The sequence below is a fragment of the Streptococcus suis genome, assembly GCF_046032515.1.
Classification (GTDB): domain Bacteria; phylum Bacillota; class Bacilli; order Lactobacillales; family Streptococcaceae; genus Streptococcus; species Streptococcus suis_AL.
Genome location: NZ_JARQPJ010000003.1, coordinates 87,980 through 105,498 on the forward strand (window position 1 = coordinate 87,980; position 17,519 = coordinate 105,498).

General features: G+C 42.7%; 14 protein-coding genes. 13 read left to right on the plus strand and 1 reads right to left on the minus strand.

The features are described 5' to 3' along the window. Window positions 1-6 precede the first annotated feature (6 nt). From rnpM to P7J49_RS02560, 6 genes are all read left to right on the plus strand, one after another. Complete coding sequence (gene rnpM / locus P7J49_RS02535; RefSeq protein ID WP_002942375.1) at window positions 7-303, plus strand: RNase P modulator RnpM; 297 nt, start codon at window positions 7-9, stop codon at window positions 301-303. Beyond that, the gene (locus P7J49_RS02540; protein ID WP_044776986.1) at window positions 260-598 is read left to right on the plus strand and encodes a YlxQ-related RNA-binding protein; all 339 of its coding nucleotides are present in this window, start codon (window positions 260-262) and stop codon (window positions 596-598) included. Before rnpM ends, P7J49_RS02540 begins: the two co-directional genes overlap by 44 nt. Window positions 599-615: 17 nt before the next feature. After that, window positions 616-3,432, plus strand: a complete 2,817-nt coding sequence (infB, locus tag P7J49_RS02545) for a translation initiation factor IF-2 (protein WP_408569205.1) — start codon at window positions 616-618, stop codon at window positions 3,430-3,432. Window positions 3,433-3,587: 155 nt separating this feature from the next. Continuing rightward, window positions 3,588-3,941, plus strand: a complete 354-nt coding sequence (gene rbfA, locus P7J49_RS02550) for a 30S ribosome-binding factor RbfA (RefSeq protein WP_002942382.1) — start codon at window positions 3,588-3,590, stop codon at window positions 3,939-3,941. Between the two features lie 125 nt (window positions 3,942-4,066). After that, on the plus strand, window positions 4,067-4,738 hold the full coding sequence (locus P7J49_RS02555; protein WP_099810392.1) for a colicin lysis protein: 672 nt from the start codon (window positions 4,067-4,069) through the stop codon (window positions 4,736-4,738). A gap of 168 nt (window positions 4,739-4,906) precedes the next feature. Next, on the plus strand, window positions 4,907-6,058 hold the full coding sequence (locus P7J49_RS02560; RefSeq protein WP_408569207.1) for a carbohydrate-binding domain-containing protein: 1,152 nt from the start codon (window positions 4,907-4,909) through the stop codon (window positions 6,056-6,058). A 35-nt stretch (window positions 6,059-6,093) separates the two neighbouring features. Here P7J49_RS02560 and P7J49_RS02565 read toward each other — a convergent pair whose 3' ends face one another. Further along, window positions 6,094-6,753, minus strand: a complete 660-nt coding sequence (locus P7J49_RS02565; protein WP_002942388.1) for a trimeric intracellular cation channel family protein — start codon at window positions 6,751-6,753, stop codon at window positions 6,094-6,096. A gap of 232 nt (window positions 6,754-6,985) precedes the next feature. On the opposite strand from P7J49_RS02565, the gene P7J49_RS02570 reads away from it, so the two are divergent. The 7 genes from P7J49_RS02570 (at window position 6,986) to P7J49_RS02600 (ending at window position 17,511) form a co-directional block, all read left to right on the plus strand. Continuing rightward, window positions 6,986-7,954, plus strand: a complete 969-nt coding sequence (locus P7J49_RS02570; RefSeq protein WP_029179286.1) for a thiamine pyrophosphate-dependent dehydrogenase E1 component subunit alpha — start codon at window positions 6,986-6,988, stop codon at window positions 7,952-7,954. A gap of 499 nt (window positions 7,955-8,453) precedes the next feature. Further along, window positions 8,454-9,449 (plus strand): alpha-ketoacid dehydrogenase subunit beta, encoded by a 996-nt coding sequence (locus tag P7J49_RS02575; protein ID WP_002942393.1) that lies wholly within the window; start codon window positions 8,454-8,456, stop codon window positions 9,447-9,449. Window positions 9,450-9,870: 421 nt separating this feature from the next. Next, complete coding sequence (locus P7J49_RS02580; protein ID WP_408569210.1) at window positions 9,871-11,259, plus strand: dihydrolipoamide acetyltransferase; 1,389 nt, start codon at window positions 9,871-9,873, stop codon at window positions 11,257-11,259. Between the two features lie 269 nt (window positions 11,260-11,528). After that, window positions 11,529-13,289, plus strand: coding sequence for a dihydrolipoyl dehydrogenase (gene lpdA, locus P7J49_RS02585; RefSeq protein WP_408569212.1), 1,761 nt, complete (start codon window positions 11,529-11,531; stop codon window positions 13,287-13,289). A gap of 236 nt (window positions 13,290-13,525) precedes the next feature. Next, window positions 13,526-14,371 carry a Cof-type HAD-IIB family hydrolase gene (locus P7J49_RS02590; protein ID WP_029179289.1) on the plus strand — a complete coding sequence of 282 codons (846 nt, stop codon included), beginning with the start codon at window positions 13,526-13,528 and terminating at the stop codon, window positions 14,369-14,371. Between the two features lie 184 nt (window positions 14,372-14,555). Further along, complete coding sequence (gene licT / locus P7J49_RS02595; protein ID WP_029179290.1) at window positions 14,556-15,389, plus strand: BglG family transcription antiterminator LicT; 834 nt, start codon at window positions 14,556-14,558, stop codon at window positions 15,387-15,389. A 211-nt stretch (window positions 15,390-15,600) separates the two neighbouring features. Further along, on the plus strand, window positions 15,601-17,511 hold the full coding sequence (locus P7J49_RS02600; protein WP_029179291.1) for a beta-glucoside-specific PTS transporter subunit IIABC: 1,911 nt from the start codon (window positions 15,601-15,603) through the stop codon (window positions 17,509-17,511). The last annotated feature ends 8 nt before the right edge of the window (window positions 17,512-17,519 follow it).

Below are 17,519 nucleotides of genomic sequence, written 5' to 3' on the forward strand. Positions count from 1 at the left end.
GCAACCATGGCAAAAGCTAGAAAAATACCCTTGCGCAAGTCTGTGGTGTCCGGTGAAATCATCGACAAACGGGATTTGCTCCGTATTGTAAAAAATAAAGAAGGTCAAGTATTTATCGATCCAACAGGCAAGGCAAATGGTCGTGGAGCTTACATCAAGCTTGACAATGATGAGGCAAGCCAAGCTAAGAAACGTCGTGTCTTCGATCGTTCCTTTAGTATGGAAGTGGCCGAAGAATTTTACGATGAATTAATTGCCTATGTTGATCATAAGATCAAGAGGAGAGAACTTGGACTCGAATAAGAGACAGAAAATCTTAAATTTATTAGGTTTAGCCCAGCGAGCTGGTCGCCTGGTTTCGGGTGAGGACCTGGTTGTTGAAGCTATTCAAAAAGGGCAGGCAAAGTTGGTGTTTTTAGCCGGAGATGCTGCTGGAAATTTAAGTAAAAAAGTAACAGATAAAAGTCATACCTATCAAGTAGAAGTTGTAACAGTGTTTTCAACACTGGAATTGAGTGCAGCTGTCGGCAAGGCTAGAAAAGTTCTTGCAGTGACAGACGCTGGATTTACAAAGAAGATGAGGTCTATTATGGAATAGAACAGGAGGACAAGGCATTGTCTAAGAAGAGATTGAATGAAATAGCCCGTGAATTAGGCGTAAGCAGTAAGGAAGTTGTTGCTAAGGCTCAAGAATTGGGTTTTGAAGTCAAAAGTCATGCTTCAAGCGTAGATGAAGCAAGTGCTAAACGCCTTGCAGAAAGCTTTGGGGGACAAAAATCAGAGGCAACTAAAGTTGCGGCAAAAGTTAGCAAACCTGAGAAGGTTGATGAAACTCCAAAAGTGGAAACAGCTAAGGTAGAAAAAGCTAAGGAAACACAGCCAGTAATAAAAGAAGAAGTTGCGGCAAGTGCGGTACAATCAGCTCCACATCGTCCACAGAGTCGAAACTTTAAGGCAGAGCGTGAAGCACGGGCCAAAGAGCAGGCTGCTAAGCGAGCACAAGGTAAAGGTGGTCAAGCTAAATCTGGTCAGGACCGTCGTGACAACCGTCAACAAGGTCAAAGTCGTCCAAATAACGACCGCAATGACCGTCGCGATAATAGACGTGAACAGGGGTCAGATAAACGAAAGGACAATCGTTTTGGGGACCGTCGCGATAATCGTGCCAGCCGTCGTCAGGACAACCGTTCAGGTCAGTCAGCTCGCTTTGAACAAAGAGAGGTTGCAAAACCAGCAGGACCTAAAATTGACTTCAAAGCGCGTGCTGCTGCTTTGAAAGCAGAACAAAATGCGGAGTATGCTCGTACCAGTGAAGAACGTTTTCGTCAGGCTCAGGAAGCTAAAAAGCAACCTAAGAAGCCAAAAGAAATTAAGTTTGAAGAACCGGTTGTGGAAAGCAAACCATTTGTGAAGCCTGCACCTGTTGCATCGGTACCAGAGCAAGTTGCAGAAACTACTGTAGATACCCGTCGTAAGAAACAAGCTCGACCAGATAAAAAACGTGACTTTAATAGTGACGAAGAAGATGGTCCACGGAAACAACAAAGAAATCGAAATAGTCAAAATCAAGTGAGAAATCAAAGAACAAGTAACTGGAATAACAACAAGAAAAATAAAAAAGGCAAGGCTAACCAACCTGCCAAACCTGTCACAGAACGCAAGTTCCACGAATTGCCAACTGAATTTGAATACACTGCTGGCATGACCGTCGCAGAAATTGCAAAACGGATCAAACGTGAACCTGCTGAAATTGTGAAAAAACTCTTCCTTATGGGAGTTATGGCGACTCAAAACCAATCTTTGGATGGAGATACTATCGAACTCCTCATGGTTGATTATGGTATTGAAGCGAAAGAAAAGGTAGAGGTCGATAACGCAGATATTGAGCGTTTCTTCGTAGAAGAGGGCTACCTCAATGAAGAAGAGATGACAGAACGCCCACCTGTTGTGACTATCATGGGACACGTTGACCATGGTAAAACAACCTTGTTGGATACCCTACGTAATTCTCGTGTTGCTACTGGGGAAGCTGGTGGTATCACACAGCATATCGGTGCCTACCAAATTGAGGAAGCTGGTAAGAAAATTACCTTCTTGGATACTCCAGGACACGCGGCCTTTACTTCTATGCGTGCACGTGGTGCATCTGTTACCGACTTGACCATCCTAGTCGTTGCAGCAGATGATGGTGTCATGCCGCAAACGATTGAGGCTATCAACCACTCGAAAGCAGCTAATGTGCCAATCATTGTAGCTATCAACAAGATTGACAAGCCAGGTGCAAACCCAGAGCGTGTCATCGGTGAATTGGCTGAGCACGGTGTTATCTCAACCGCTTGGGGTGGAGAATCTGAATTTGTAGAAATCTCAGCTAAGTTTAACCAAAACATTGATGAATTGTTGGAAACTGTTCTTTTGGTTGCTGAAATCCAAGAACTGAAGGCAGACCCAACTGTTCGTGCGATTGGTACAGTTATCGAAGCGCATTTGGATAAAGGGAAAGGTGCGGTTGCAACCCTCCTCGTTCAACAAGGGACACTTAATGTTCAAGACCCAATCGTTGTCGGAAATACCTTCGGACGTGTTCGTGCCATGACAAACGACCTTGGTCGTCGTGTCAAGGTGGCTGGTCCATCTACACCGGTTTCGATTACTGGTTTGAACGAAACGCCAATGGCTGGTGATCATTTTGCGGTTTATGAAGATGAAAAATCTGCGCGTGCAGCAGGTGAAGAACGTGCTAAACGTGCCCTTCTCAAACAGCGTCAAGCAACGCAACGAGTTAGTCTTGAAAACCTCTTTGATACCCTTAAAGCAGGTGAGGTTAAGTCAGTTAATGTGATTATCAAGGCTGACGTACAAGGTTCAGTTGAAGCTCTTGCATCATCGCTTCAAAAGATTGAAGTAGAGGGAGTACGTGTCAATATCGTCCACTCTGCAGTTGGTGCTATCAATGAATCAGATATTACTCTTGCGGAAGCTTCAAATGCTCTTGTGATTGGTTTCAACGTTCGTCCAACAGCTGAAGCGCGTAGCCAAGCTGAAGCAGATGATGTTGAAGTACGTCTTCACAGCATCATTTACAAGGTTATCGAAGAGATGGAAGATGCCATGAAAGGTATGCTTGATCCAGAATATGAAGAAAAAATCATTGGTGAGGCAATCATTCGTGAAACCTTCAAGGTATCCAAAGTTGGAACGATCGGTGGATTTATGGTCGTACGTGGTAAGGTTACCCGTGATTCAAGTGTTCGAGTTATCCGTGATGGTGTTGTAGTATTTGATGGTAAACTAGCTAGTTTGAAACGCTATAAAGATGACGTGAAAGAAGTTGGTAATGCCCAAGAGGGTGGTTTGATGATTGAGAACTACAATGACTTGAAAGTTGATGATACCATTGAAGCTTACATCATGGAAGAAATCAAAAAATAATATTTGCTCATTGTCAAAATCATAGACAAGTGATTTTGTCGAGGAAGTGACAATTTAATAGATTTTAGTAGGTTTTAAAGCAATAGTTTTTGATCTACTTGGATTATTCAAGCTGGGGAAACTCAGCTTTTCTATCATCTAAGAAAGGAAAGAATATGGCGAATCATTTTCGTACAGACCGTGTCGGGATGGAAATCAAGCGCGAAGTCAATGAGATTTTGCAAAAGAAAGTTCGTGATCCACGTGTGCAGGGAGTGACCATTACAGATGTTCAGATGGTCGGCGATTTGTCAATGGCCAAGGTTTACTACACAATCATGAGTAATTTGGCATCCGATAATCAAAAAGCACAAACGGGTCTTGAAAAAGCGACGGGAACCATTAAGAGAGAACTTGGTCGTAAGTTAACTCTTTATAAAATTCCGGATTTGGTCTTTGAAAAAGACCAATCAATTGAGTACGGCAATAAAATTGACCAAATGTTGCGTGCTCTTGATCAGAAAGATTAACAACAAAAGTCGGATGGAAACATTCGGCTTTTTCTGGCTCGGATGCTTTGTCCAAATATGGTGGCGTTTACAAGCCCTCGGAAAGATGTTATACTAAGACCAAAGATAGAGCACAGGAGGAAGTTATGAAAACATTTATTAGTAAACTGATGTTAGTGTCCACGGTTGTACTATTAGCTGCTTGTCAGTCTAATCAGGTAAAAGGTGGTGAGAGTTCTAGTTCTAGTGCTTCAAGCCAAGTTTCAGATGGTTCTAGTTTGCAGCAAGCGTCAACAATAGCATCTAGCTCCGAGACGCAAGCATCCTCAGTGACCACTCCTGAGCTAAGTGAAGTATACCAATCAGTTATTGATCGTTATCAAGCGAATATGGGGCAGCCTGCTGAGGCAATCAATCAGGATGAGGTCAGTAGCTATCTGAGCTTATTAACTAGCCAGGGGCAAGAATACAGTGGAATATTTTATAGTTTGTATGATGTCAACCATGATGGTACAGAGGAGCTGCTTCTAGCTTTGGACAAGTCGGGAGAATATGTCTTAATTGACCTCTATACTCAGCTTGCCGAAGAGAGTCTACGTTTGGTGGATAATTTCCGCAATCTTGGATTTGAAATTGGACCGAACGCCCTACTTCGTCCTTTACAGGATGGAACATACTTATTTGAAGGAGCTGGTATTTTTCGCATTTATCAATACAATGCGATGATTCCAGGTTTAAAACGGATTTCTGAATCAGATACCAATCCTGAAACTTCTCCCTTGCTTGAGTTGAAAAGCTTGCATTGGGTTAAGCTATAGATTTTATCAATGATTATTCCTCGGCTGGGTTTCCCGGCCTTTTGTAGTTTCTAAGAACTTTAAGTTTTCTTTTGGTAATCTTTAATCTTTCTTTTAGGAAGGAAAGGTAAACTAGGAGCATATCAGGAAGGGATACGACTTCCTAAAGAAAGAAAAGGAATCTACATTATGAAAACAAATCTTAAAAAATTACTTTACTCTGGTGTTACTCTTATGAGCCTTGGTGTCTTAGCAGCATGTTCATCTACTTCAAGTTCAACGACTACTTCAAGCTCAGCAGCAACTAGTCAGACAAGTGTAGCGACAACTTCAAATAATAGCACTTCATCAGATTCAAGCTCGTCAACTATTGACTGGTCAGCCCTTCCAACGACAGAAGTGACGCTTTCAAATGATGGCTTGAAAATTACTGAGGGTGGAACCTATATTTTGACTGGTTCAACAACAGCTGGTGTAACGGTTGAAACAGATGCCAATGTTCGCATCATTCTAGCAGGTGCTGAGATTTCAAGTTCTGATAACGCGGCTATCAATGTGATTAAGGCAGACAATGTTGAATTGGAAATCAAAGATGGTACGACGAATACAGTGAAAGATACCAGCAATCATACAGACACCAATATTGAAGGGGCTATCCATGTTGAAGCTGATTTGATCATTACAGGAAATGGTAGCCTGACCGTTGAAGGCAACTTCCAAGACGGCATCGTATCGACAGATGACATGGTTATCAGTAGCGGAAACATCACTGTAACAGCAGTGGATGATGGTATCCGTGGTAAGGATTCATTGACAATCAATGGTGGTACAATCAATGTAACAGCAGGTGGTGACGGTATCAAGTCAACCAACGATACAGATACGACCAAAGGTTATACAACTATCACAGGTGGTGAAATTACTGTAAAAGCAGGTGATGATGGTATTAAAGCGGAGACGGCTTTGACAATTGACGGAGGTACCATTACAGTATCAGAATCAGTAGAAGCCTTGGAAGGAACTAATATCACTATCAACGGTGGTACAATTGATGTCTATGGTTCAGATGATGCCATCAACGCGTCAAGTACAACTTCATCTGATATCTATATCAAGGTAACTGGTGGTGACTTGAAAGTTGCGGTTGGTAGTGGGGATACAGATGCCTTTGATGCCAATGGTAATCTCTACATTTCTGGGGGGACTATTGCTGTAACAGCACCAACATCAGCCTTTGACTTTGACGGTACAGTTGAATTCACTGGTGGCACAGTAACTGTAAATGGAGAACAAATTACAGAAATTACTCATACAGGTCCAGGCGGTCGCGGTGGCTGGTAATCAATAATAATACAAAAAGGTCTGAGTTGACGAACTCAGACCTTTCGTTTGCTTTCCATATTGGGAAGATTGATTTTGTATTTAATTACCAATAATCGAATGATTAAAGAAATGGTAAAAATAGTGATGAAGGTTGGAATTTGTGGTAATTTCCAATTTACAACGCAAAGATGATAGAGGACTCCTGAGAAAAATGCAAGGACAGCATAGACATCTTCTTTAAGAACAATGGGTGTTTCATTGACGAGTAAATCACGGGCGATTCCGCCTCCGACACCTGTTAAAGCTGCCAGAATACCACTGGTTAGAGCGTTTAGCTGGAGAGAGATACCAGTACTGGCTCCAATGAGGGCGAAGATGGCTAGACCGATTGCATCAAAGATAAGGTTTGTCTGGGAAAGGAAATGAATCATCTTCTTATCAAGTGGTTTGTCCTGCTTTAGATTGATAACAATCAAGTACATGCTAATCGCTACTCCGAGAGATAAATAGATGGCTGTAGGATCAGTCAAGGCGGCAGGAATGCGATTGGCCATTGTATCTCGAATAATTCCCCCACCAACGGCAGTAATGATACCGAGCAAGCTAATTCCAAAAATATCTAACTTTTTCTTAAATCCTTTTACGGCCCCCGAAACAGCAAATGCGATAGTGCCTATGTAGTTACAAATCATAAGAAATAAATCGAATTCCATAAGAACCTCCGTACCTATATTAACAGAAAGAAAGACGGCGTGCAAGCTTGTTTTAAAGTTTGTGAAAAAAGTTTCAAACAAGTAAAGTGAATCTTTTGAGGATTTGTGAAAAAACGCACTAAATCAAGGTTTTCACGAAAATTTCTGTAAAAAGAAAACGGTTCAATTATTTGCCATTTGTGAAATATTGGTCTATCATAGTACAGAAAGAGAAAAAACTTTGGAGGAAATTATGGTATCTATCACAAAAGAACAACATTTGGACATGTTCTTGAAAATGCAACAAATTCGTGATGTTGATATGAAATTAAACAAATTAGTGCGTCGCGGTTTCGTACAAGGTATGACTCACTTCTCAGTCGGTGAAGAAGCTGCAGCTGTTGGACCTATTGCTGGATTGACAGATGAGGACATCATCTTCTCACACCACCGTGGTCACGGTCACGTTATTGCAAAAGGTATTGACATCAATGGCATGATGGCTGAGCTTGCTGGTAAGGCAACAGGTACATCTAAAGGCCGTGGTGGTTCTATGCACTTGGCTAACGTTGAAAAAGGAAACTTTGGTTCAAACGGTATCGTAGGTGGTGGTTATGCCCTTGCGGTGGGTGCGGCCCTTACGCAACAATACCTCGGTACAGATAACATTGTTATTGCCTTCTCAGGTGATTCAGCTACTAACGAAGGTTCCTTCCACGAATCAATGAACTTGGCAGCTGTTTGGAACTTGCCAGTTATCTTCTTCATTACAAACAACCGTTACGGTATTTCAACTGACATTTCTTATTCTACTAGGATTCCTCACCTCTACCAACGTGCTGCTGCATACGGTATTCCAGGTCACTATGTAGAAGATGGAAATGATGTTGTTGCAGTTTATGAGAAAATGCAAGAAGTCATCGAGTACGTTCGTGCAGGTAACGGTCCAGCCATGGTCGAAGTTGAATCATACCGCTGGTTTGGTCACTCAACTGCTGACGCAGGTGTTTACCGTACAAAAGAAGAGGTAAACGAGTGGAAAGCAAAAGACCCACTTAAGAAATACCGCAAATACTTGACAGAGAACAAGATTGCGACAGACGAAGAATTGGATGCCATCGAAGCACAAGTAGCAGAACAAGTAGAAGCATCTGTGAAATTCGCACAAGAAAGCCCAGATCCAGACATCTCAGTAGCTTATGAGGATGTGTTTGTAGACTAAGTAACGAGAACGTTAAAAGGACACAGCGAAAATAGGAAATCAGCCAAGGAAATTGGGATTTCCTGCTGATTTATCTTTTTCGCACAGTCCTTAGTTCGAGTACAATTCTAAGTTGTGAGGTCGTTAAAGAGGCGCAGAAAAATTAGGGAGTCAGCTAGTGATGCGGACATCACTAATGGCTCATCTATTTTTCCAAGCCTCTAGTCTGAACCCAACTACTAACGTAAGAAGTTTGACTAAGCTCTAAAGAGCAAGTCAAACTACGGTAGCCACTATGGTGGACTACCTACTTACCTCACTAACTTCGCCTATTCAGCAATATCGGCTGAATAGTCTCCGTGTCGTAAGTGATGTGATCAGTTTGACTAAGCTCCAAAGAGCAAGTCAAACTAGGGTAGCTCGAGCAGCTATGACGCTTGATTACAATGAAGTAATTGATTAGTTTTCTACATTTTACTTGTTACAGTAAAGATAAATTGATATAAATTAGGAGTAAAAAATGGCTGAAACAAAAGTAATGGCCTTGCGTGAAGCGATTAACTTGGCTCAAAGCGAAGAAATGCGTAAGGATGAAAAAGTATTCTTGATGGGTGAAGACGTCGGTATCTACGGCGGAGACTTCGGTACATCTGTTGGTATGTTGGACGAGTTTGGTCCAAAACGCGTTCGCGACACACCTATTTCTGAGGCTGCAATCGCTGGTTCTGCGGTTGGTGCGGCTCAAACTGGCCTTCGTCCAATCGTTGACTTGACTTTCATGGACTTCATCACAATTGCCCTTGATGCAATTGTTAACCAGGCTGCCAAAACAAACTACATGTTTGGTGGTGGCTTGAAAACACCTGTAACCTTCCGTGTGGCTTCAGGTTCTGGTATCGGTTCAGCAGCACAGCACTCACAATCTCTTGAAGCTTGGTTGACTCACATCCCAGGTATCAAAGTTGTTGCACCTGGTACAGCTAACGATGCAAAAGGTCTCTTGAAATCATCTATCCTTGACAATAACCCAGTTATCTTCCTTGAGCCAAAAGCTCTTTACGGTAAAAAAGAAGAAGTGAACTTGGACCCAGATTTCTACATTCCACTTGGTAAGGGTGAAATCAAACGTGAAGGTACAGATGTAACCATCATTTCATACGGTCGTATGTTGGAACGTGCCTTGAAAGCGGCTGAAGAAGTAGCTGCAGAAGGCATCAGCGTAGAAGTGGTTGACCCACGTACCCTTATCCCATTGGACAAAGAATTGATCATCGAATCTGTGAAGAAAACTGGTAAGGTTATCTTGGTTAACGATGCTTACAAAACAGGTGGTTTCATCGGTGAAATCGCATCAATCATCACAGAAAGCGAAGCTTTTGACTACTTGGATGCACCAATTATCCGTATCGCTTCAGACGATGTACCAGTTCCTTACGCAAACATTCTTGAAAACGCAGTATTGCCAAACGTAGAGAAAATCAAAGCGGCAATCTACAAGCAAGTAAACAAGGGCTAATATTATCGTCATCCGCTTATCTTTTCTGACTGTGTTGATTTGGCTTGCCTAAGGTCAGTTATGCCTGCACCAAATCGCCTTGGCAGAAATACAATCGGAAAGACGCTAACCCTGCTATGCTAGAAATAAAATATTCTAGCATGACTAAGAATGCTTGGAAAAGAATTGAGCCACTTCGCTTATCGAAGTCTGGCTTGGTTCTTGACAAGGTAAGAAACTGAAAGAAAGGATTAGAACACGAACTAAATGCTCGGATAATACTGATAAGTTGCACGGCTCTCGGCGTCGTTGACGTCTGAACTTTCTTTGACCAAGGTCTTTGAAAGTTCTAGTCGTCTTGACGTGGGTGCGTCTACGAAATCAAAGATTTCGGACTTACCGCAAAAATCCGTCGCATTTGGACGTTCTTTGTATCATAATTATGGCTATTGAAATCATTATGCCTAAGCTCGGTGTAGACATGCAAGAAGGTGAAATCATCGAGTGGAAAAAACAAGAGGGCGATTTCGTCAATGAAGGCGATGTCATCTTGGAAATGATGTCTGACAAGACCAGCATGGAGCTGGAAGCAGAAGAGTCAGGCGTCCTATTGAAAATTGTTCACGGAAACGGTGCTACCGTTCCTGTAACAGAAGTTATTGCCTACATCGGTGCTGAAGGTGAGACGGTTGAAGCCGGCGCTTCATCTGCACCTGCTGTTGAACCAGCAGTGGCTATTGAAGAAGTACCTGCAGGTCGTACACCAGTGATTGTTGCTCCAGCAGTGGCGGCTAAGCCACAAGGTGGCGGCAAGGTGCGTGCCACTCCAGCTGCGCGTAAGTTGGCGCGTGAGCTTGGTATTGACTTGGATCTTGTGTCAGGAACTGGTGCAAATGGCCGTGTCCACAAGGTTGACGTTGAAGACTTCAAAGGAGCTGCTCCCAAAGCAACTCCGCTTGCAGCTCGCATTGCAGCAGATCAAGGTGTTGACCTGTCAACTCTTACAGGTTCAGGTGTCAATGGTAAGATTGTCAAGGACGACGTTCTGGCAGTACTTGCTCCTGCAGCTGTAGAAACTGTTGCTCCAGCACCGAAAGCTGAAGAAAAACCAGCTAAAGAATTGCCAGAAGGCGTTGAAATCATCAAGATGAGCCCAATGCGTAAGGCGATTTCAAAAGGTATGGTCAACTCTTATTTGACAGCTCCAACCTTTACGCTTAACTACGATATCGATATGACCAACCTCATGGCACTTCGTAAGCAAGTCCTTGAGCCAATCATGAATAAGACTGGTTTGAAAGTGACCTTCACAGACTTGATTGGTCTAGCGGTTGTTCGTACTTTGATGAAAGAAGAACACCGTTACATGAACGCATCTTTGATTAACGATGCCCAAGAAATCGAGTTGCACAAGTTTGTCAACCTCGGTATCGCAGTAGGTTTGGATGAAGGCTTGGTGGTGCCAGTTGTTCATGGTGCAGATAAGATGAGCTTGTCTGACTTCGTGGTAGCTTCAAAAGATGTCATCAAGAAAGCTCAATCTGGTAAGTTGAAGGGAGCTGAAATGTCAGGCTCAACCTTTTCTATCACCAACTTAGGTATGTTTGGTACTAAAACCTTTAACCCAATCATCAACCAACCAAACTCAGCCATCCTTGGTGTAGCAGCAACTGTTCAAACCCCAGTTGTCATCGACGGAGAAATCAAGATCCGTCCAATCATGGCGCTCTGCTTGACCATTGACCACCGTATCGTTGACGGTATGAATGGTGCTAAGTTCATGGTTGACTTGAAGAACTTGTTGGAAAACCCATTGGAATTGTTGATTTAAGATAAGATGCAAAAGGCGTTAAGAAAACCGTATGAAAATAGGAAATCAACGATGTGCCTTGAGACACGAGGTGATTTATCTTTTTCAATAGGTTTTTAGTCTGTGCTCAATTTGGTAAAGAGAAAAAATAAAGAAAGGATGTAGAACGAGTTCGTGACATTTGAACACGAACTAAATGATTCGGAATTTAGATAGTCCGCCTTGGATGCAAGCATCCTACGTTGGACTCCTAAAATTCTGTCGCATTTGACGTTCTTTGTATCATAATCATGGCAATTGAAATTATTATGCCGAAACTTGGTGTAGATATGCAAGAAGGCGAAATCATCGAGTGGAAAAAACAAGAAGGTGATTTTGTCAACGAAGGTGATGTTATCTTGGAGATGATGTCAGACAAGACAAGCATGGAATTGGAAGCAGAAGAATCAGGTGTTCTTTTGAAAATCGTTCATGGTAACGGTGCAACAGTTCCTGTAACTGAAGTCATTGCTTACCTTGGTGCAGAAGGTGAAACTGTTGAAGTGGGTGCTGCACCTGCTCCAGCAGCAGTTGCTCAAGCAACTGCTGACTTGAAAGCAGCTGGTTTGGAAGTGCCTGCAGCTCCTGCAGCAGCTCCACAAGCTCCTAAGGCTGAATTGGCAGCTGATGAGTACGACATGGTTGTTGTCGGTGGTGGCCCTGCTGGTTACTACGCTGCTATTCGTGGTGCTCAATTGGGCGGTAAAATCGCTATCGTTGAGAAATCAGAATTTGGTGGTACCTGCTTGAACAAGGGATGTATCCCAACTAAGACCTACCTTAAGAACGCTGAAATCCTTGACGGCTTGAAGATTGCGGCTGAGCGTGGTATTAATCTTGCTTCAACTAACTACACCGTAGACATGGATAAGACAGTTGACTTCAAGAACAAGGTTGTCAAGACCTTGACAGGTGGAGTAGCTGGTCTCCTGAAAGCTAACAAGGTAACAATCTTTAACGGTCTTGGTCAAGTAAATCCTGATAAGACTGTTGTCATTGGCGATAAAGTCATCAAAGGTCGTAGCATCATCCTTGCAACAGGTTCTAAAGTATCACGCATCAACATCCCAGGTATTGATTCTAAGTTGGTATTGACTTCTGATGATATTCTTGATTTGCGTGAAATTCCTAAGTCACTCACTGTTATGGGTGGTGGCGTAGTCGGTGTGGAACTTGGTCTGGTTTACGCATCATACGGAACAGAAGTAACCGTTGTTGAAATGGCTGATCGTATCATTCCAGGTATGGACCGCGAAGTGTCTGTTGAATTGCAAAAAGTCCTTTCTAAGAAAGGTATGAAATTCTTGACATCTGTTGGTGTATCTGAAATCGTTGAAGCTAACAACCAATTGACAATCAAGTTGAACGACGGTTCAGAAATTGTGTCTGAAAAAGCCCTTCTTTCAATCGGTCGTGTACCACAATTGGCTGGTCTTGAAAATCTTAACCTTGAACTAGACCGCGGTCGTATCAAGGTCAACGAATACCAAGAAACGTCTATCCCAGGTATTTACGCACCAGGTGATGTCAACGGTACTAAGATGTTGGCACACGCTGCTTATCGTATGGGTGAGGTGGCAGCTGAAAATGCCATCTACGGTAATCACCACAAGGCTAAATTGGACTTCACTCCAGCTGCGGTTTACACACACCCAGAGATCGCTATGGTTGGTTTGACTGAAGACCAAGCTATCGAGAAATACGGTAAAGAAAACATCCTTATCGGTCGCAACAGCTTCACTGGTAACGGTCGTGCTATTGCTTCTAACGAAGCACATGGTTTCGTAAAAGTTATCGCTGAGAAGAAATACCATGAAATCCTTGGTGTTCACATCATCGGTCCAGTTGCAGCTGAAATGATCAACGAAGCAGCAACCATCATGGAATCTGAATTGACAGTTGACGACGTGGCAGCATCAATCCACGGTCACCCAACCTTCTCAGAAGTAATGTACGAAGCCTTCCTTGATGTTCTTGGTGTGGCGATTCACAACCCACCAAAACGGAAATAATATAGCATTCAGTTTATCTTTTATTACTTCGTTAACTCGATTTGCCGTACACTAGTACAGCCTACATCTCGTTGCCTAGTACTAAATGCAAACTGAAATGCTAACATCTAAAAGAAAGTCCATGTGGCTTTCTTTTTGTATGTTCATAGGATAGTATCAATCTTTCGCAGTTTTTGACTGTTATTTGATAGAAAAACAGACTATACTTGTAGTAGAAAAAGGCAAGGAGAAAACAGATGCGCAAGATTATTTTTTTAGATGTGGATGGAACCTTGGTTGACTATCATAATCGGATTCCAGAATCTGCCATTCGTGCTATTCGACAGGCCAGAGAAAATGGGCACTTGGTCTATGTCTGTACTGGTCGCAGTCGGGCAGAAATGCAGCCAGAATTGTGGGAAATTGGCCTGGACGGAATGATTGGTGGCAACGGCTCTTATGTCGAGCATCAGGGTCAGGTCATCATGCACCAGCTCCTATCAGAAGAGGATAGCAGAGCGATTGTGGATTGGCTCCATGAACGCGGCTTGGAATTTTATCTGGAGAGCAACAATGGCCTCTTTGCCAGTGAGAATTTCCGCGAACGTGCTCGTGAAACCCTGCGGATTTATTCCATGAACAAGGGGAAAACTGCAGAAGAGGTGGCCACTCAGGAAGTAGAAGATGTCATGCACGGTATGATTTTTGACGGTCAACTCTACCGCAATGACCTCAACAAAGTCAGTTTTGTGCTCGATTCCTACCAGGACCACTTGGATTCCAAGCAAGCCTTTCCGCAACTGGTCGCAAACACCTGGGGAGGTCGCGGAGAGTCAGCTCTCTTTGGTGACTTGGGGGTGAAAGATATCGACAAGGCCCATGCCATTTCTGTATTGCTAGACCATTTGGGTGCTAGTCAGGCAGACACCATCGCCTTTGGAGACGCTAAAATTGATATTTCCATGCTGGACTATTGTGCTATTGGAGTGGCTATGGGCAATGGCGGAGCAGAAATCTTGGCTATGGCAGATATGATAACGGACGATGTAGAAGAAGACGGCCTCTACAATGCCTTTGAAAAATTGGGACTACTTGACAAGTAGCTCTCAGAATAAATCATTAAACCTCTTGCGAAAACGCTTACAATCTGATAAGATAAGATAAGTGTAGGATTGTTACTGATAAGCAGGCAAAACCTAAGCAGATAGTAAAGGGTCTGGGAACAGCCTTATTTGCTATATGCTTGGGTTCTTTTTTATCAGTCGAGTAATGAGGTGGTGAAAATACATGCAGATAGATAAAGTCTACAACAATAACGTTGTTCAAGCGATTGATGATCAAGGAAGTGAACTGATTGTCATGGGGAAGGGACTAGGTTTTCAGAAAAAAGCAGGGGAAGAATTAGACACCAGCAAAATCGAGAAAACCTTTGTGCTACAAAATGACTACCAACAATCAGATTTATCGAGTCTGTACCTGCAAATGGAGAGCAGTGAAGTCGAAGTAGTCAATGCCATTATCAATAGGGCAGAAGAAACTTTAGAAGTTCAGTTTGATTTGTCTTTGTATCTAGCCTTAGCAGACCATTTACATTTTGTATTTCAGCGATGCCGTGAAGGTATCTTTATTGAGAACCCGCTGTCTTGGGAAATCCGTAAATTTTACCCCAAGGAATACCAGATTGGTTTGCGGTCTCTTGATTTAGTCAAAGAAAAATTAGGTCTGGAATTGGAGGTGGCGGAAGCTTCTTCCATTGCCCTCCACCTGATCAATGCTCAGAAGAATGGTGCTTTTGGTAAGGAAACCCAAACCATTAGTAAAATCGTGACTCAGATTTTAGACATTGTCCGCCTTCATTTTGGTAGTGTGACCTATGAGGAGGATACTAGCTACCACCGCTTTGTAACGCACGTCCAGTATTTTGCACAACGGGTGGCAAATGGTGTGGTAGAAGGAGTCAATGATGCCTTTCTCTATGAGCAGGTCAAGGCTAATTATCCAGATGCCTTTGCTTGTACGGAGAAGATTCGTCAGCATATCAGTCAGGTTTATGACTTTCAAATGTCCAAAGACGAACAGGTCTACCTGACTATCCATATTCAGCGATTGAAAGTCAGCTAGACAAAATTAGCGAAAAAAATCAAAAAAACTTCAGAAAACGCTTGCAAAATCATTTGCAATGTGTTATCATGAATTCATCAAAAGGATTGTTACTGGTCAGCAGGCAAAACCTAAATAGTTACAAGATAGTATTTTTCAGTGTAGGCTGATAGATGCTGTTTGGTAATTATTTAGGTTTTTCTGTTTTTCCAGAAAAGAAAGGAGCCGAAAAATGGCTAAGGATTATACAGATTTAGCTACAGATATTGTAGCTCATGTTGGTGGAAAAGAAAACATCAGCAGTTTGAAACACTGCGTGACTCGTCTTCGTTTTGGTCTCAAGGATGAGAGCAAGGCTGATACAGACTACTTGAAGGCGCGTGATGGCGTTGTGACAGTAGTTCAAGCAGGTGGTCAATACCAAGTGGTTATCGGTAACCATGTCCCAGATGTTTATGCAGCGGTGCAAAAAGTAGCAGGTATTGCAGGAGATGGAAGTTTGGATATTGATGAAGGTGATGGTCCAAAAGGAAATCTCTTTGAACGCTTTATTGATTTGTTATCAGGTATCTTCCAAGCCTTTTTGGGTCCTTTGGCTGCTGCTGGTATCATTAAAGGTATTGTTGCCATTATGGCTTCGCGAGGATTGACGAGTGATAATAGTGCTATATATGCTATCTTAAATGCGGCGGGTGACGGTTTCTTCCAATACTTACCATTGTTAGTGGCTCTGACATCTGCTCGTAAGTTCAAGATGAATGAATTTACAGCCCTAGCAATCGGTATGGCCTTGATTTACCCAACTTTGCCAGGATCGCTTGCAGCATTGAAAGAGGCAGGACTGGATAATGTATTTGGTATTCCATTTGTTTTACCAACAGCAGGTAGCTACTTGTCAACGGTTATCCCAGCTATTCTCGCAACGTGGGTGGCTTCAATTATTGAGAAAAACATCCGTAAAGTAACACCAGATGTTGTCAAACTCTTTGTTGTTCCATTTGTGACCATTTTAGTGGCAGTTCCATTGACCTTCTTGGTGGTTGGTCCTGTCGCAAACTTCATCTCTGATGTCTTGTCAAATACATTTACAGCTATCATGAACTTTAGTCCATTGCTTTATGGTTTGATTCTTGGTGCGACTTGGCAAGTGTTGGTTATGTTTGGAATGCACTGGGCAGTTGTCCCATTGGCAATTATGCAAGTAGCATCAAATGGTATGTCTTCAATTCTTGTACCAGCCTTACTTCCAAACTTTACACAGACCGGGGTTCTTTTGGCAATCATGTTGAAGACCAAGGAGTCTAAGGTTAAAACAGTTTCTATGCCTGCATTGGTTTCATCTGTTTTTGGTGTAACTGAGCCAGCTATCTATGGTGTGACCCTTCCAATGAAAACACCATTCTTTATCTCATGTGCTGTTTCAGGTGTGATTGGTGCTGCCACTATGTTCTTCAATGTAACAGGTTACTCTGTAGGTGGTATGGGTGTCTTCTTGTATCCGTCTCTAGTTAATCCAGCAAACGGTGATATGTCAGGTATGATTGCTGCAATTATTTTGACAGTAGTTGCAATCGTCGCATCCTTCGCTATTCAAATGGCGCTTCCAGTTCCTTACTTGTACGGAGAGCCAACTGAAAAAAAGTCAGTTGAAACTCCGCAAGAGTCTATCCCAGAGCTAAAAGAAATCAAGCAAGAGATCATTGCTAGTCCACTAATCGGTAAAGTAGTTAAATTAGAAGATGTTCCTGATGCAGTCTTTGCTTCAGGAGCTATGGGTAGAGGGATTGCTATCGATCCCCTAGATGGTATCCTTGTTTCTCCAGCTAAGGCTGAAGTAACTCTTGTATTCCCAACCAAACATGCTATTGGGCTTCGGACGGAAAATGGGGCAGAGCTTCTCATCCATATCGGTATGGACACAGTCTCTCTAGCTGGTAAAGGCTTTGAATCCTTCGTCCAAGTAGGTGACCAAGTTGAAGCAGGACAAAAATTGCTGGAATTTGATCTCCACCAAATCAAAGCAGCTGACCTACCGGTCATCACTCCAATTATCGTGACCAATACAGCTGACTATGAGGATATCTTGGTAACCCAAGAAAGCCAAATCAACAGTGGTGATTACCTGTTGACAACGGTGAAATAAAAAATAAA

Bases quoted from the DNA above. Each gene is read 5' to 3' on its own strand.
- rnpM (WP_002942375.1), top strand. From the start codon at position 7: ATGGCAAAAGCTAGAAAAATACCCTTGCGCAAGTCTGTGGTGTCCGGT.
- P7J49_RS02565 (WP_002942388.1), bottom strand. From the start codon at position 6,753: ATGGAATTCGATTTATTTCTTATGATTTGTAACTACATAGGCACTATC.
- P7J49_RS02600 (WP_029179291.1), top strand. From the start codon at position 15,601: ATGGCTAAGGATTATACAGATTTAGCTACAGATATTGTAGCTCATGTT.
- P7J49_RS02570 (WP_029179286.1), top strand. From the start codon at position 6,986: ATGGTATCTATCACAAAAGAACAACATTTGGACATGTTCTTGAAAATG.
- licT (WP_029179290.1), top strand. From the start codon at position 14,556: ATGCAGATAGATAAAGTCTACAACAATAACGTTGTTCAAGCGATTGAT.
- P7J49_RS02575 (WP_002942393.1), top strand. From the start codon at position 8,454: ATGGCTGAAACAAAAGTAATGGCCTTGCGTGAAGCGATTAACTTGGCT.
- P7J49_RS02540 (WP_044776986.1), top strand. From the start codon at position 260: ATGTTGATCATAAGATCAAGAGGAGAGAACTTGGACTCGAATAAGAGA.
- rbfA (WP_002942382.1), top strand. From the start codon at position 3,588: ATGGCGAATCATTTTCGTACAGACCGTGTCGGGATGGAAATCAAGCGC.
- P7J49_RS02580 (WP_408569210.1), top strand. From the start codon at position 9,871: ATGGCTATTGAAATCATTATGCCTAAGCTCGGTGTAGACATGCAAGAA.
- P7J49_RS02555 (WP_099810392.1), top strand. From the start codon at position 4,067: ATGAAAACATTTATTAGTAAACTGATGTTAGTGTCCACGGTTGTACTA.
- P7J49_RS02590 (WP_029179289.1), top strand. From the start codon at position 13,526: ATGCGCAAGATTATTTTTTTAGATGTGGATGGAACCTTGGTTGACTAT.
- P7J49_RS02560 (WP_408569207.1), top strand. From the start codon at position 4,907: ATGAAAACAAATCTTAAAAAATTACTTTACTCTGGTGTTACTCTTATG.
- lpdA (WP_408569212.1), top strand. From the start codon at position 11,529: ATGGCAATTGAAATTATTATGCCGAAACTTGGTGTAGATATGCAAGAA.